Raw genomic sequence first — 14,037 nt, forward strand, 5'->3', positions numbered from 1 at the left:
GGGAAACTGGCGGTGGAGACACCCCACAGCGCCCACGTCTGACTCTACTGTGAGGTCGCGCCAATGAACCGCAGAGGACTCTTCTCCGCTCTCGCCGCCAGCCTGCTGCTTGGTGTTACAGCCGTCGTTGCCCAGGATTTGACGGACTTCGACCCGAAAGCGATCGAGGCGCGGGCCGATACATTCAAGGCCGACGCCCAGGCGCTCTTCGACTATGCTACCGCTAACGCGCAAACCCAAGGCGAAGAGGCGCAAACGGTTGTCGCGCAAGGCTATGAGGCAGTTGAACGCCTCGATGTGTCGCAGATCGCCGGCAAGGATGGCCCGGTCGACTTCGACGAAATGGTGGCTGGCGCCAGGGCCGGCATGGCCCGCCCCAAGGGTGCGCCGCTGTTCGTGGCATTCGCGAGCCTGTCGATGCCTGAAGAGGCGCTCGCACAGATGATCGCGGATACGACCAGGGCAGGCGGCGTGGTCGTTTTCCGCGGCTTTTCCACCGGCAATCCGCAAACTTTCATCAGCGGTATTCGCAAGGTTGTCGACCAGTCAGGCGCAAGCAATGTCGCGATCGATCCCCGGCTGTTTCGTTCGTTTGGCGTCGAACGGGTGCCTACCTATGTGGCTCTCTCGACCGATTTCGAGCCCTGCGATCAGCTCGATTGTGTGACCGCGCCGCCGCCTCATGATCGCATCTCGGGCAATACCAGTGTGGCTTATGTGCTCGAAACCTTCGCCGGGGCCGACGGTCCGGGCGCGCCGGTTGCCCGTTTCGCCCTTGCCAATCTGAGGGGGAAGAGGTGAATGGCCTGCGCATCCTTGCGGTCTCCCTTGCGCTCGCGGCTTGCGGTCATCTTGCGCACGCTCAGATGGCGGCCAGTGATGCGAGGGTCGAGGGCGAAGCAATCGCAAAGGGTGTTCGTGACACCACGTCATCGGGTATTCTTGGAAATGGTTCGCCGGCAAACGTCCCCGGCTTCCAGGGTACGGATATTCCAACGCGTGATTATGTCGACGATCCTGCCGGGCTGACAGCGGCGGGGGAAGCGCAGCGGTATCGCAATGAGTACCGTGTGATTGTCGATCCCTACAGACCCCGTTTCGATCCGGGTACTGTCGACCTGTCTGCCGGTCGCCTGATTGAAGCTGACCCCGATGCTTATCTCGGCGCTGGTGGCGGGCCTGGAGGAGCAGCGGGAGCCTGCAACCCCTTACCTCCGGGGGGCACTGGCACGACGACTTATCTCGAAAGCTGCAATGCCGGCTCGCAGCCCTTTGCGGAGGCGCGCAGCTGCAATGCGTCGTTGCAGATCCAGACCGAGGGACGACGCACATGGGAATATTCATGCGAAACCGAGGAGTTTGCGGATCGCAATGAGATGTGTCCGATGCTTGCCCAAGCTCAGGGCTCCAGCTCTTGCACTCTCGAACGGAGCGTTCGGATAGGGCAGAGATGCCTTCAATGGGTGGACGAGGAATTTGGTCGCAGGTGGTGCGCTGAACCGGGTGAGCCAATTTTCCGCCAAGTCTGGCAATGCCCCTTCCGGCTGAGCGGTGTACCCGGCGGGATTGAACGCAACACCTCGCGGATCGTCGGCGAGACCGTTGACGAGGCGGCCTGTCAGAGCGTCACGAATGGTGCCACCTGTACGCTTGCGAGCGAGGTCTGCACGGCGCCCGGAGAAACCCGGCTCATCAATGGTCTTTCGGTGACGCGCAGCTGCTGGGAGTGGCAGCGTACCTATCAGTGTGAAGGGGTGGCTCCCGCCAATGACTGTGCTGCCCTTGAGGCACGCGGCGATTGCAGGTTCAGCCATGACGAGTGCCTGAGTTTTGACGCCGACGGTGTGACCTGCAACGTTCATGATCGCTGGTACCAGTGCGCCATTCCCGGCGCGGGATCGCCGCCACCCCCTGCCTATGTCTGCGCAGGCGACCTCTATTGCATCAACGGCGAATGCACTCAGGTCGAGCGCGAGGCATCGACTGAGTTCAAGGACGCGATGGTCGCCATGAACGTCATGGGCGAACTGCGGGACGGGTTTGATCCTGATCGGTTGAAGATCTTCAGCGGTGAGCATTTGCGCTGCACCCGCAAGGTTTTCGGGTTGTCGAACTGCTGCAGCGGCAAGGGCGTGCCGCTTCTCACGCCGTTCCTGTGTGACCGCGAAGACCGTGAGGTCGACAAGCGGGATGACGCAGGTCTGTGTCGTTTCATCGGGACCTATTGCTCAGCCCGCGTGCTCGGGGTCTGTGTGACCCGCAAGCAGTCCTACTGCTGCTACGGCAGCAAGCTCGTCCGGATCCTCAATGAGCAGGGCAAGGCCCAGCTTGGGATGCGGTGGGGCACGCCGCAGCGCCCTGACTGTGAAGGTTTCCTGATCGCCCAGTTTCAGCGGCTTGACTTGAGCCGCATGGATTTCCGGGAGGTCTATGCCGAGTTCGTTGATGCGGCAAAGCTGCCCGACGAGATCGATATGTCGATCCAGATCCAGCAGAAAATTCAGAACTACTACAACACCAACGGTGGGACCTGACCCATGAGCAGCGCCGATATTCTTGCCTTCCCGCAGAGCGAGCCGTTTCCGCCAGCGCAGGTGCTCGATCTCGCGGTCAGCGTCGCCATCGGCCGCGATCTGGCGCGCAGCGAGACCGAGATGTTCGCGCTCATCAAGGACTGGTTCTTGCGGCCTGCGACCGTCGGCGAATTGGCCGCATCTATCCGGCGCCTTCTTGATTGTGGTTCGATTCTGCGGGTGAGTGATGGCGAGTTCCACTTTTGCCTCACGCCAGCAGGTGTGGAGGCGACCACCACCCTGTCGGGGGGAATGATCCGGATGATCGACCGGGGCCGCGGTTACTTCAAGACCGCCTTCCTCTTGCAGATGCTCGACCTTGAAAAAGGAAAATGCCCATGACGAGACTAGCGCTCCTCAGCCTTGCTGCGGCCCTCGGGGCCGCGGCTGTTCCCTTGCTGGCCCAGCCACCGGCTGATGCCAATCGCGATGCGTTCTACTGCGACGAGCGCAAGCTTGGGAGCTGGTTTTACTGCAATTCCGAGGAGGCCAAGCGCAAGGCACGCGAGCAGGCGATGCCCGCATCGCCTGCCATTCCTGCAACCGAGCGGATGGCCCAGATCACGGCGAAACTTGATGAGCTCAAGGCACGCGCCATTCTCGAGCCAACGTCTGAGAACATCGTCAGCTATATTCGGTTTCAGCGTGAGCAGCTCGACCGTGCTTCGACATTCGCGGATGTGTGGGGCCGCTCAATCTGGCAGAACCCCGATCTCGACTATACGCTCGAACGGCCTGTTTCGACTCTCGCAAAGCAGACTTGGGCAGAGGACCGCAAAGCCCAGCGTGAAGGCTCGATGGCAGCGCTCACCGAGCGCTACGGGGTCTTCTATTTCTACTCCTCGTCCTGCTCGGCTTGCCGAACCTTTTCGCCGGTGATGCGGGCGCTGTCTGACACCTATGGACTCGAGGTGCTCGCGGTCTCGATGGATGGCGGACCCAACGAAGCGTTTCCCAATTACGTCGTCGATAGTGGTCAGTACCAGCGGATGGGCCTGCAGGGCGGAGCTGTACCAGCCCTGGTTCTCTTCGACACCCAGACACGCAAACCGATTCCGATCGGCTACGGCGTGATGGCGGCCGACGATGTGATGCAGCGTATTTTTTACCTCACCCAGATTGAGCCCGGGAGTGACTACTGATGGCACGCCAGACCAAGCGCGGCGTTGCCGCCCGCCTCTTCCGCTCTTCGGGGACGGGACTTGCCGTGCTTGCCGCTGCGAGTTTTGCGGTAGCCCCGGTCAGTGCCAATGTCGGCTCGGAGCTCAACAGCTTCTTCGACGATATGGGCGCTGCCGCCAATGCCACCGGCCCCGTCGCCTATCAGGGCCAGTCGGCAGGCTATTACTCGGGCGGCAACATCTGGACCCGCTTTCCGCAAAAGAACGTGAACCCGGTCAATCTTCAGTTGCCGGGGGTGAAAGCCGGGTGCGGGGGCATCGATGTCTTCTCCGGCAGCTTCTCCTTCATCAATACCGATGAGATCGTGGCGATGCTGAAGGCGACTGCCAACAATGCGCTGGGTTTTGCCTTCCAGCTCGCAATCAAGTCGATCAGCCCGCAGATCGCTTCGACCATCGAGGAGATGGCACAGAAGGTTCAGCAGATGAACCAGTTCAACATGAACAGCTGCGAAGTGGCGCAGAACCTTGTCGGCGGTCTGTGGGGCAAGTCCGACCGTATGTCCTCGGAGATTTGCAAGTCGGTCGGCAACAGCCAAGGGCTGTTCTCGGATTGGGCCAAGAGCCGCCATGAATGCGGGACAGGTGGCCAGCGCGCCTCCACGATCGCGGCCAACAGCGATCCCAACATACCAGCGCAGAGCTACAATTTCACCTGGGAGATGCTCAAACAAAGCTACCCCAGTTTCTCGACCGAATTCCGTGAGTACCTCATGACCTTCGTCGGAACGGTGATCTTCTACCAGGATGGCGATGCCAGCGGCAAACGCGGGTTCCAGTTCGTGGGGCAGGGCGACCGCGCCCTTTTGACCGCGCTCCTGGACGGTACCAGTTCGGTTACGATGCTGAATTGCGATACCAACGACAAGTGTCTCAACCCGACCACGCAGGCCATGTCGATTTCGGCGTCACAGGCGTTGAAACCCAGGGTCCGGGCGATGATCGAGAGCATGAACGCGAAGGTTCGCAGCAATGCTGCGCTCACCAGTGACGAGATCGGCTTGCTCGGGGCGACCACGATTCCACTCTACAAGATCATGACGGTCAACGCTGCCGCAACGCTCGGCGGTATGACCAGCAACGACATGAATGACCTCGCCGAAATCGTGGCGATGGATCTGCTCGATGCGCTTGCGCAGCAGTATTATGGCTATGCCTCGCGCGGGGTTGGGACCTTCCAGAACGCCAATGAGGAAGCGCTTTCGCAGTGGCGCGATCAGATCAATTCGGTCCGACAGGTGCTCGACACATACTCGCAAGGCATGAAGCTGCGCCTCGACCGGACCCAGCATGTCGTTCAGCGCGCGGTGTTCCTCGAGGGCACGCTCAGGAACAATCTGTCGCCGCAGATGTCGGCCGCGCTGTCATTCAGCACGTCGCTTTCGCGCCAGGGCATCCAGTAGGGACCGCGTGCCATGATGGAGATCTTCACGATCGGCGGGGGCGAATACATCGTCAATGTCTTCAATACGGTGTCCGCCTGGACCGGGGGAGGGGGCTTTCGCTCGCTGCTGCGCGTCGTGATGGTCATGGGCCTCATCTACACGCTGCTGGTGGTGGCGTTCAGCCTGGATTGGCGTGCCTGGTTCAACTGGTTTCTGGGGGCGACGCTCATGTACGGTGCCCTCATCGTACCCACGATGACGGTGAGGGTCACCGACCGCCTCAATCCATCCCTGGCTCCCGCTACGGTCGCCAATGTCCCTCTGGGGCTGGCAATGATAGCCTCGGTCAGTTCGACCGCGGGTGATTGGCTCACGCGCACGGCTGAGACGGTTTTCGTGATGCCAGGTTCGCTCCAGATGTCGAGCAACGGCATGATCTACGGCGCGCGCCTCTGGGACCGCACCCAGGACTTCCGAATCCGGGATCCCCGCATCAGCGCCAATCTTGAAGAGTACATGAAGCAGTGCCTCTTCTACGATATCCTGCTCGGCTTCAAATCCTTCGATGCGATCGCGAACTCGAACGATATCCTGACGGAGATGGGGCCGGGCTCGCCCGCGCGAGGGATGAAGTTCATTCCCGAAAGCGGCCCTCCTACCATTGTGACGTGTCAGGTCGGTTATACGGCGATCGCGACCGGCGTTACGACCTATTCTGATACCGCACTCGAGGAGGAGGGTCGCAAGATTTTCCCAGGGTTAACCCCTGCGCTAGCGCGCTCGAAGCTGATTGCGGACCTGCCGGTTGTTGCCAACCATTTCCATGGCAGTTCGCAGACTGCCCAGCAGATTTTTCAACAGCGCTCGCTCGTCAACGCCTTCCTTCAGGCGCGTGCCAACCTCGGCGCGGCCGATGGTGACACCTTCGCCGTCCTGCGTGCCGAGGAGCAGGCGCGCAATACCTATACGTCGATAGCGGAGCAGGCCATGACCTGGGTTCCGCTCCTGAACATCGTCCTGACGGTCGTCTTCTATGCGATGTTCCCGGTGATCTTCCCGCTCTTCCTCATCCCGCGCAGTGGGACGCCTGCGCTGAAGGGATACTTTACTGGCTTCTTCTACCTAGCCGCTTGGGGACCGCTCTACGTGGTCTTGCACATGTTCATCATGGACCGGACGGCTGATGCGATGAACGCGACCTCGCCGGGCGGGGTGACGATGGCCGGGATGGCAGGCATCGATGCCGTCAACACAGACACGGCAACGATCGCAGGCTTCCTGATGATGTCGATCCCGTTTCTGGCGGCGGGCATGGCCAAAGGTGCGATGGCGGTTTCGTCTCAGGCAACTTCGATGTTGGCGCCTGCCCAGTCTGCGGCCGAGGCTGCAGCGGTGGAGCGCACGACCGGGAATTACGCTTACGGCAACGAGAGCTACATGAATCTCTCGAGCTCCAACCGGCAGTCTGACCAGTGGAACACGGCGCCGTCCTTCACCGGTGGGGCACCGCTAATGTCGAGTGTAGGAGCGAATGCCGCAATAACCCGAACGACATCTGATGGGTTGACGGTTTACGATACCTCACCTGCTATGAGCCGTCTCGCGTTTGCATCTTCTGTCAGCCAATTCGCAAATGCTGAGCGCCAGCAGACGCTGTCCGAACTGGAGACAGCGCGAAACACGTTGAGCGAAGAGCGCTCCCGTGCGCTTTCGTTGGCTGACCGAACTTCGAGCCGACAAATGACCGGCACCCGCAATTCCAGCGGTTCCGAGAGTTCTTCAGGGTTCCGGTCCGGCGAGAACATGCAGCGGTTTGACAACCAGTCGCTTGATGCACGCGACACGGTGTCGGAGAGCGATCGTGTGAGTTCTTCGCAGGGTGCCCAGCAAAGCAACACGGATCGCCTCGAGACAACCAAGGGTGGCTCGCTGAGCGTCGGGGGTTCAGCGGGGCGCGGCGGCAATCGCGCTGCAAATGGTGAAGGCGGAAGCGGGGCCAATGGCGCTATTGGCGGCAACGTTCAGGCTGGAATTAGTGGCGGTCGATCGCGGCTAGATGCTGTCACCCGAGGAACTGAGGCCAGCCAGAGCCAGGGCTTCGACTCAGCAACATCTGACAATCGTTCGAATGGATCCAACGCAACGCAGGACAGCGGCAGCTATTCGCAAAGCGGCAGCTTCAGCCGGAGCGAAGGGTATTCGGAGGCGGCCTTTTCTCGTGAACAGGCTCTTGAGGACGTTCGGCGGATTGATAAGCGCATTGCGGCGATTGACGAGGTCTCGAAGTCTCTCAGCAGCAACACGTCGAGCAGGGATGGCTATGGGTCCAATCTCTCCTTTGACCTCAGCCAGATCATCGCAAGCCAATATCAGGAAAAGGCGGCTGAACTGGGGCTGACGGCACCGAGTCTGGCACGCACTGATCTTAGCCCCCAGGAGCAGGCGACTGCTGAAGTGGTCGCGCGGGCGATCATCGCCGACTATTACGATCAGCGGGTGGCGCCATTCAATGATCTGATCCCGCAGCCCGGTTCGCTAGTTGGCAATGTCTCGGGCCCGGGCGCATTTACCGAGACAGACCTACGCGGACAGGGACCCCGCCGTTCCGTCAGCTCCCCGCGAAATCTTGTAGAGGGGGTGCCAGACAGCGCGATCAGCGATCGAATTGATGAAGGCGGCCAGTCTCTCGGACAGCGTTATGAGACCAATGTCACGCGATCCGGTCAGCGCCGACAGGATTTCGAGCAGGATCGTAAAGGTGAGGGCGGTGCCGATGAGCGATTTAATGAGCGCTTCTATGACAGAGATCAGCGGTGACCCCTCGAACCCAACCGCCATTCCAGAAATCCTACCAGCTAAGGATGGCCACTAGGAGAAAGGCAATCGAGAGAGCCAGTGCAATCAGCGAACTACCCTTCGACGGCTTCCCTCCGTATGTCAGATACTCTTCCGGATGCCTGAGGTTGCCGAAACGGCTAGGGAGATCAGTTGGCGATGCGCCACGCGAGATATCGCCGGTGACGACAGCATAAGTGATCGGATCCATGTTCGATCTGTTGTTGAAATCGTCCATCGCCGTTCTCCTACCCTTTCCGTAGCGTTTTTTTGCCAAAAAGACAATCATAGGTTCAACGCTGCGAGGGGTCAGGAGTCGATTGCCGATTCGATTTGTATGCGCGATTGCGCGGGGTGCCGGAATCATACCAGAAGGGGAGCGGTTACGCTGAAATCAAGCGAGCCGTTGAGAGCATGTTATCGAAGACTGACGCGACATATCTCGATCTTCGAGAACGCATTCTATTTGGCGAGCTCAAGGCTGGGTCACCGTATTCTGCCCAGGATATGGCTGCCCACTATGGGCTTCATATCAATAGAGCGCGCAGGTTGCTGGTCGCTTTGAAGGTTGGCGGATATCTGACCCGCTCGGGGGCTTCCTATGTCATCTCAACATTCTCGCAGAGCCAGGTTGAGGAATGGCGCCTTTCGTTGGGCGCAATCGTCGAGATCGGTGCCATAAGGTTGGCGCAGTCCGGAGGGGCAACTCTTGGCCCGCTCGCGGGATTCATCGACGAGCGCATTCGAAACGTCCCTGTGAACCACGAGGATTTTTTTCTCGGTGCAATGGGGCTGACGCATATCGTGCTGGGTGGCAAGGAAAGCACCCTAGCCAGCCTTGTCTCGCAGTTCATCCCCCAAGCGTTTTTCCGCCTCCTTTGGATGGCCGACTCTTATGCTGTCCGCACAGGTTTTCTGGTCGAGGCAAGCGACCGGTTCCTTGATGCAGCCAGGTCGGGCGACCTCGCGGGCGTTCGCGCGGCGAGCCGGCTATTCTTCGATGGCATCGCCCCTTCGCTCCAGATGCTCATCGAAAAGATGGGCGAGGGCATCTATCCGGTCAACGACCGTCAGGATGGATTTCAGACGATCGAGGACAACATCGCAGGATATCCGACCTATGCGGGCAGTTCGCGCACATTCACGCCAATTATCGAGCCCCTGGTGGAGGTCGGTCTGGCGGCCTTGCCTCTGAGTTGAGTGAGGCGTTTTACGCGCTCACGGGCTCTTTTGGGTGGAGCCGCATGGCGACGGCTTCAGCTGCGCATTCCCGCGGTGCGCTCGTACCGACGAGGTTCGCAATGACATTGGCTGACCGTTTCATGCCTTCGAAGTCGGCTGCTTCAAGTCGAGCGGCAACTGCATAGGCGACCGCCACACTGGCGTCTTTGACGTAATCTTCCATGAGGCGCAGTTCGCCGGTGGCGCTGACGATCGCCAGCATCATCCTGTGGTGAGCAAGGCTCGTCGCAACCGCATCTCCGCCGTCCGCCATTTTGAGGAATTCATCAGCCAAAGCGCGGATTGCGGGTAGTGCCGGCGCGCAGTCCATGGAAGACAGCCTGATGATCGCCGCGGCTTCGATTGCCGCCAACTCCGCTATCTTATCATCGAGTTCCTTGACGCTGGGCTGGTACCATTTGAAACGGGCCCAGTCTGTCTTGATGAAACCGGTGCTTCGCAATTCCGCAAATGCGGCGGCGCTCCAATCGTCGTCCATTCCCACGATCGCGGCAAGTGAGGCTGGGTCAGCGCCCTCATTTCCGAACTTGGAATTGATGCTGCAGCGCCGAATGCGCTCCATGCAGGCGTCAGGGCTGATCGCCATGCGCTTGGCCGCTTGCTGGAAGAGCTCAATTCGTTTCGCCATGCGGCATAATAGCATGACGGCGGGCCTCATCAATCAGGCTTTGGCCAATCGCCACCGTGCACCTCACGCTCGTACTTCGAAATGCGCTTCCACTCGATGGCGACTTCGTCAAATCCATCGTCCGAGAGCAACCGCTCGCAGAGGCGGTCGATTTCATGCGGGTCGTTGGGCAAACTCTCGTCCTCACGGTACTTTGCGACCGCGTCCATTACTTTCAGGGCGTCGTCGTAGTTTGCCATTCAATGCTCGTTTCGACCGCTTGTTCGGTCGCATTGCTACAGGCCCAGTGTCAAGACCGTATGAATGGGTACCAAGGGTCTTTGAGCCTTTGAATTCAAGCGATTTTGCCACATCGGCTGATCGTCCGCTGACGCGTAGAGGGAGGGATATGAGACGGCGCAGAATGGCGCTTCGCGGTGCGCGGCTGCGCGCGGGGCCATAGGCTCCGATGGTCGCATTTTGGGACGAAGCCACCATTCCCGAGTTTCTGGCCGAACGTCAGATCGTGCTGCGTGCTGAGTTCCAGTGTGTTCTGGATCGCCGTCACAAAGCGTATGCGACTGAACCGTCAAGAGACAGGCCGCTCACTGAGTGCCTATGGGAGGAAGTAGAAGCCGGTCAGGAGAGGAATGTTGGGGGGGCTGCGGACCGCGCCCGAGGAGATTATGCGACCCTTCAAGGGAATCTCATGAAGCACCTTTAGGCCATAGACGAGAAAGCAAATTCGCTTAGTTTGCTGCACCGGCAGTGTGCGCTGGAGCTGAGTGTTCGCCAAAGGTGTTCCCGATAACCGGCTTCCAGCTTTAGCGCTTGTCCAGTAGGATAACCGACTGCCCGTGTCCCAGTCACGAAGAAGCTTAGAGCGAATGACAAGGATAGATTGTGTGTCGAATGATGTTCCGGCCCCATTTCGGATTCTGAGCCTCGATGGTGGCGGTGCCAAGGGGTTTTATTCGCTCGGTGTTCTGCGAGAAATCGAAGGCCATGCAGGTAAGCGCCTGTGCGAAGTCTTCGACTTGATCTTCGGGACAAGCACGGGGGCAATCATCGCGTCGCTGCTCGCCCTTGGGCACTCAGTCGATGAGATTCACGCGTTGTACTCAGAACACGTCGTGCGCATCATGAAGCGCAAGTCATCACATGAGAAGACCGCTGCTCTCTCTGACCTTGCCCGCGAGGTCTACCGCGACACCCAGTTCGATGCCGTGAAAACCGGCATCGGCATCGTTGCCACGAAGTGGGAGATTGAGCGCCCCATGATCTTCAAGGCGAGCGTGGTCCAAGCACATGGGCGCAAGGGCACATTTGTTCCCGGTTTCGGCGTGCCGGTGGGCGACGCGGTTGTCGCCTCATGCTCGGCCTACCCCTTCTTCGAACGAAAGTTGGTGAGCACCGCCCAGGGCGACCGCGTGGAGCTGGTCGACGGGGGCTATTGCGCCAACAATCCCACACTCTACGCGATCGCGGATGCATTAAGCGCAATGGAGCAGCCCGCCGCCGCGCTACGCGTCGTCAGCGTCGGAGTTGGTGTATACCCGCAACCCAAGCCAAATCTATTCAGCACAATGTGGTTCGCGCGATATTTGAAAAGTGTGCAGCTCCTCCAAAAGACGCTTGAGATCAACACCCAGTCGATGGATCAGCTTCGGCACATTCTATACAAGCATGTCCCAACAGTCCGCATCAGCGACACTTTCGAGCGGCCGGAGATGGCTACCGATTTGTTCGAGCACGATCTCGATAAACTGAATCTATTGCGGCAGCGTGGGGTAGAGTCATTCGCTAAAAGGGAATTCGAGCTTGCGGCGTTGCTGTCGTAGCCGGACTGAGCCCTTGGTGGCGCAGCTGCTTGGCAAAGGTTCGTAATGCCTCTTGTTCATGCTTTGTACTTGAATCCGGCATGTTACGTCGGTAGTCTGTTAGACCAAATGAGCTAAGGATAGAGTTCGTCCAATCGACTTCGATTAGCCAGAGGAAGACTATGTACGACGCGTCCGCTGAACTGCTGGGCTACCAAAATGCCGAGGTCAACCTACCCAGCACTGAGCGCACCAACATGCGCAAGCGGCGGGACTCCAATCGCGCCCGATTGAAGAAGGGCCTCGCCGATGCCGGTAAACCCGCACCGATTGGGCAGCACACGCAAGGCTCCTACGCCATGCACACGATGGTGCAGGATGAGAACACCGACTACGACATCGACGACGGCGTCTACTTCCGTAAAGATAAACTCGTCGGCCCGAACGGTGGGGAGCTTTCGGCCCTGAGCGTGCGCCAGATGGTTTGCGACGCGCTTCAAGACGATCGCTTCAACAAGCCTCCTGAGGTGCTCAAGAACTGCGTACGGATCTACTACAACGAGGGCTTTCACGTTGACGTGCCCTCCTATCGCCGGATCGAATCCACCGATCCTTGGACCGGAAAGGCGGTCTACTCCTACGAACTGGCGAGTTCCGACTGGAAGACCTCAGACGCACTTGCGGTTACTCGCTGGTTCAAGCAGCGCAATGAGCATCATAGTCCCGATTTTGACGACACGGATGGGCAGTTCTGCCGAGTAGTGCGACTGCTCAAGGCCTTCGCGCGAAGTCGATCATCGTGGAAGTCTCAGACTGCGACCGGCTTTATGATCACCAAACTCGCCGACGACTCCTTTTCGGCGTCCGCTGGTCGAGACGACATTGCGCTCCGAGAGACGATGAAGGCGATCCGTTGGCGTCTGGAGTGGAACACGACCATTGCCCACCCTACTATCGACGGTGAAACGATCGGGCACGACAACGATGCCCGACCGGGTCACTTCAAGGATCGGCTGATGGAGAACTTGAAGCACCTGGAAGTGCTCGACACCGTCGACTGCACGCATGAGGTCGCTATGGCCGCCTGGGACAAGGTGTTCTACACTGAATGGTTTTCGCAACAGCCGCCACCAGAGGAAGGGAGTAACGGCTCAGGGAGCATGAGCGCTAGCTCGCCGACTCGGCCTGTCGAGAAACGCGAGGGTGGTCGTTACGCGGGCCCGGCGTTGCCTTGAGTTTTCTCGCATCGAGGCGCTTGGAGGCGATCGAACAAGTCAGGGCCTGGGTCGAGACTGAAATTCCCAACGCTATGGGTCTTTCCAGCGCACAGCTCCTGGCGCTCGGGCGCGACGAAAGCTGGGACGGATGGAGGTTGCCGCTTCCCGGCAGCGAAGCAGGTTCGTTGAACCTGCTCCTTGATGCCGAGTTCCCTTATTCACTGCCGCGATTCTCGCTGGATGGCCGCAGCGACCTACTGCGTGCCCCGCACATCGAAGCGGGCGGACGGCTCTGTCTCGCTGGTGACGGTGGCCGGGCAGACACGCTCGATCCAGTGGCCGTGGTCGAATATTCCCACCGGGAAGCGCTTGCGCTCATCGCCGAAAACGAAGCCGGCGGCAACCGAGATGATTATCTGCTCGACTTCGATGCATATTGGCGGCGCGATGTCACCCGCGACTTCCCAATCCGCACGTGGCTGCGCCCCGAGGCACGCAGCCGAGCCTTAGCGGCGTGGCACGGTCAGGAATTCTACCTCGTCGCCGAGAATACCGACGACTGCCGCACGTGGTTGAACAACCGCTACGGAGTGGACGACACTCGAACGTTCAAGGACGCCGTCGTCATTTGGCTAGATCGCCTGCCCGAGCCGAACTACTTTCCCAACGACGCAGGTTCGTTACGACGCTTGATCGCTGAGCGCTCTCCGGATGGTCTCACGGTATTCGACCGGCTCATGACCACCATGATCGAGCGGGCGACCGTGGTTCTAACCGGAGCCACGCCCGCAGGCGAGATCGCCCAAGCACCGGCTGTGATCGAAGAACCCAACGTGGTAAGAGCCAGCGGGAAGGCCCCGAAGCCGAGCGTGTCGAAGGGGTTCCGACCAGGGCACGTTCCTCCCAACATTTTGGCTGTCCGACGTTCGGCCTGCCGGGTAACTGTGGAGCGGGTCGACGCCTGGCTAGGTCGGATGCGCGCCGGCGAAGGTGCGCAGCTCGGAGAGAAGCGTGTTGCTGTTCTCGGATGCGGCTCAGTCGGCGCCGGTGTCGCGAAGCTACTACTTCAATCTGGCTTGGGTCGCGTTGTGTTGGTCGATCCTGACACCTTCGCATGGGCCAATTTAGCCCATCTTATTCACCGGCGATGTCGTGAAGGGTTGGCGGGAGTGGTGTA

The 14,037-nt window shown here is 59.7% G+C and carries 13 protein-coding genes; 10 read left to right on the forward strand and 3 right to left on the reverse strand.

All coding sequences use genetic code 11. The features are described from left to right. Nucleotides 1-63: 63 nt before the first annotated feature. From trbC to AX708_RS03065, 6 genes are read left to right on the forward strand one after another with little or no spacing between them, the layout of a single operon-like run. Entirely contained in the window at nucleotides 64-801 is a 738-nt protein-coding gene (gene trbC / locus AX708_RS03040; RefSeq protein WP_082745490.1) for a type-F conjugative transfer system pilin assembly protein TrbC, read from the forward strand. Next, nucleotides 798-2,534, forward strand: a complete 1,737-nt coding sequence (locus AX708_RS03045) for a conjugal transfer protein TraN (RefSeq protein WP_082745491.1) — start codon at nucleotides 798-800, stop codon at nucleotides 2,532-2,534. The genes trbC and AX708_RS03045 overlap by 4 nt, the downstream gene beginning before the upstream one ends. Before the next feature lie 3 nt (nucleotides 2,535-2,537). Beyond that, nucleotides 2,538-2,915 carry a hypothetical protein gene (locus tag AX708_RS03050; RefSeq protein ID WP_066527551.1) on the forward strand — a complete coding sequence of 126 codons (378 nt, stop codon included), beginning with the start codon at nucleotides 2,538-2,540 and terminating at the stop codon, nucleotides 2,913-2,915. Then, entirely contained in the window at nucleotides 2,912-3,715 is an 804-nt protein-coding gene (locus AX708_RS03055; RefSeq protein ID WP_066527563.1) for a conjugal transfer protein TraF, read from the forward strand. The genes AX708_RS03050 and AX708_RS03055 overlap by 4 nt, the downstream gene beginning before the upstream one ends. After that, the gene (locus AX708_RS03060) at nucleotides 3,715-5,157 is read left to right on the forward strand and encodes a conjugal transfer protein TraH (RefSeq protein ID WP_066527553.1); all 1,443 of its coding nucleotides are present in this window, start codon (nucleotides 3,715-3,717) and stop codon (nucleotides 5,155-5,157) included. The genes AX708_RS03055 and AX708_RS03060 overlap by 1 nt, the downstream gene beginning before the upstream one ends. A 12-nt stretch (nucleotides 5,158-5,169) precedes the next feature. Beyond that, nucleotides 5,170-7,956, forward strand: a complete 2,787-nt coding sequence (locus tag AX708_RS03065; protein ID WP_067489502.1) for a conjugal transfer protein TraG N-terminal domain-containing protein — start codon at nucleotides 5,170-5,172, stop codon at nucleotides 7,954-7,956. A 31-nt stretch (nucleotides 7,957-7,987) separates the two neighbouring features. Here the strand turns inward: AX708_RS03065 and AX708_RS03070 are convergent, their stop codons facing one another. Then, nucleotides 7,988-8,212: a hypothetical protein gene (locus AX708_RS03070; RefSeq protein ID WP_067489505.1), complete on the reverse strand. Its 225-nt coding sequence runs from the start codon at nucleotides 8,210-8,212 to the stop codon at nucleotides 7,988-7,990. A gap of 176 nt (nucleotides 8,213-8,388) precedes the next feature. Between AX708_RS03070 and AX708_RS03075 the strand changes: the two genes are divergently transcribed. Next, entirely contained in the window at nucleotides 8,389-9,174 is a 786-nt protein-coding gene (locus tag AX708_RS03075; protein WP_156443323.1) for a hypothetical protein, read from the forward strand. A gap of 10 nt (nucleotides 9,175-9,184) precedes the next feature. Here AX708_RS03075 and AX708_RS03080 read toward each other — a convergent pair whose 3' ends face one another. After that, nucleotides 9,185-9,874, reverse strand: a complete 690-nt coding sequence (locus AX708_RS03080; protein WP_066527559.1) for a hypothetical protein — start codon at nucleotides 9,872-9,874, stop codon at nucleotides 9,185-9,187. Then, nucleotides 9,874-10,083 carry a hypothetical protein gene (locus tag AX708_RS03085; RefSeq protein WP_066527561.1) on the reverse strand — a complete coding sequence of 70 codons (210 nt, stop codon included), beginning with the start codon at nucleotides 10,081-10,083 and terminating at the stop codon, nucleotides 9,874-9,876. The genes AX708_RS03080 and AX708_RS03085 overlap by 1 nt, the downstream gene beginning before the upstream one ends. Before the next feature lie 645 nt (nucleotides 10,084-10,728). Between AX708_RS03085 and AX708_RS03090 the strand changes: the two genes are divergently transcribed. From AX708_RS03090 to AX708_RS03100, 3 genes are all read left to right on the forward strand, one after another. Continuing rightward, the gene (locus AX708_RS03090) at nucleotides 10,729-11,664 is read left to right on the forward strand and encodes a patatin-like phospholipase family protein (RefSeq protein WP_197425861.1); all 936 of its coding nucleotides are present in this window, start codon (nucleotides 10,729-10,731) and stop codon (nucleotides 11,662-11,664) included. Between the two features lie 161 nt (nucleotides 11,665-11,825). Continuing rightward, nucleotides 11,826-12,878 carry a cyclic GMP-AMP synthase DncV-like nucleotidyltransferase gene (locus AX708_RS03095; RefSeq protein WP_067489508.1) on the forward strand — a complete coding sequence of 351 codons (1,053 nt, stop codon included), beginning with the start codon at nucleotides 11,826-11,828 and terminating at the stop codon, nucleotides 12,876-12,878. A 20-nt stretch (nucleotides 12,879-12,898) separates the two neighbouring features. Next, a partial coding sequence (locus AX708_RS03100; protein ID WP_066531349.1) for an E2/UBC family protein occupies nucleotides 12,899-14,037 on the forward strand: 1,139 nt, incomplete at its 3' end.

Origin of the sequence: Erythrobacter sp. CCH5-A1, assembly GCF_001557115.1 — a bacterium.
Lineage (GTDB): Bacteria > Pseudomonadota > Alphaproteobacteria > Sphingomonadales > Sphingomonadaceae > Erythrobacter.

What these genes read in the sequence shown, in the direction of transcription:
- trbC (WP_082745490.1), top strand. Translation starts at nt 64, where the DNA reads ATGAACCGCAGAGGACTCTTCTCCGCTCTCGCCGCCAGCCTGCTGCTT.
- AX708_RS03050 (WP_066527551.1), top strand. Translation starts at nt 2,538, where the DNA reads ATGAGCAGCGCCGATATTCTTGCCTTCCCGCAGAGCGAGCCGTTTCCG.
- AX708_RS03055 (WP_066527563.1), top strand. Translation starts at nt 2,912, where the DNA reads ATGACGAGACTAGCGCTCCTCAGCCTTGCTGCGGCCCTCGGGGCCGCG.
- AX708_RS03060 (WP_066527553.1), top strand. Translation starts at nt 3,715, where the DNA reads ATGGCACGCCAGACCAAGCGCGGCGTTGCCGCCCGCCTCTTCCGCTCT.
- AX708_RS03065 (WP_067489502.1), top strand. Translation starts at nt 5,170, where the DNA reads ATGATGGAGATCTTCACGATCGGCGGGGGCGAATACATCGTCAATGTC.
- AX708_RS03070 (WP_067489505.1), bottom strand. Translation starts at nt 8,212, where the DNA reads ATGGACGATTTCAACAACAGATCGAACATGGATCCGATCACTTATGCT.
- AX708_RS03075 (WP_156443323.1), top strand. Translation starts at nt 8,389, where the DNA reads ATGTTATCGAAGACTGACGCGACATATCTCGATCTTCGAGAACGCATT.
- AX708_RS03080 (WP_066527559.1), bottom strand. Translation starts at nt 9,874, where the DNA reads ATGAGGCCCGCCGTCATGCTATTATGCCGCATGGCGAAACGAATTGAG.
- AX708_RS03085 (WP_066527561.1), bottom strand. Translation starts at nt 10,083, where the DNA reads ATGGCAAACTACGACGACGCCCTGAAAGTAATGGACGCGGTCGCAAAG.
- AX708_RS03095 (WP_067489508.1), top strand. Translation starts at nt 11,826, where the DNA reads ATGTACGACGCGTCCGCTGAACTGCTGGGCTACCAAAATGCCGAGGTC.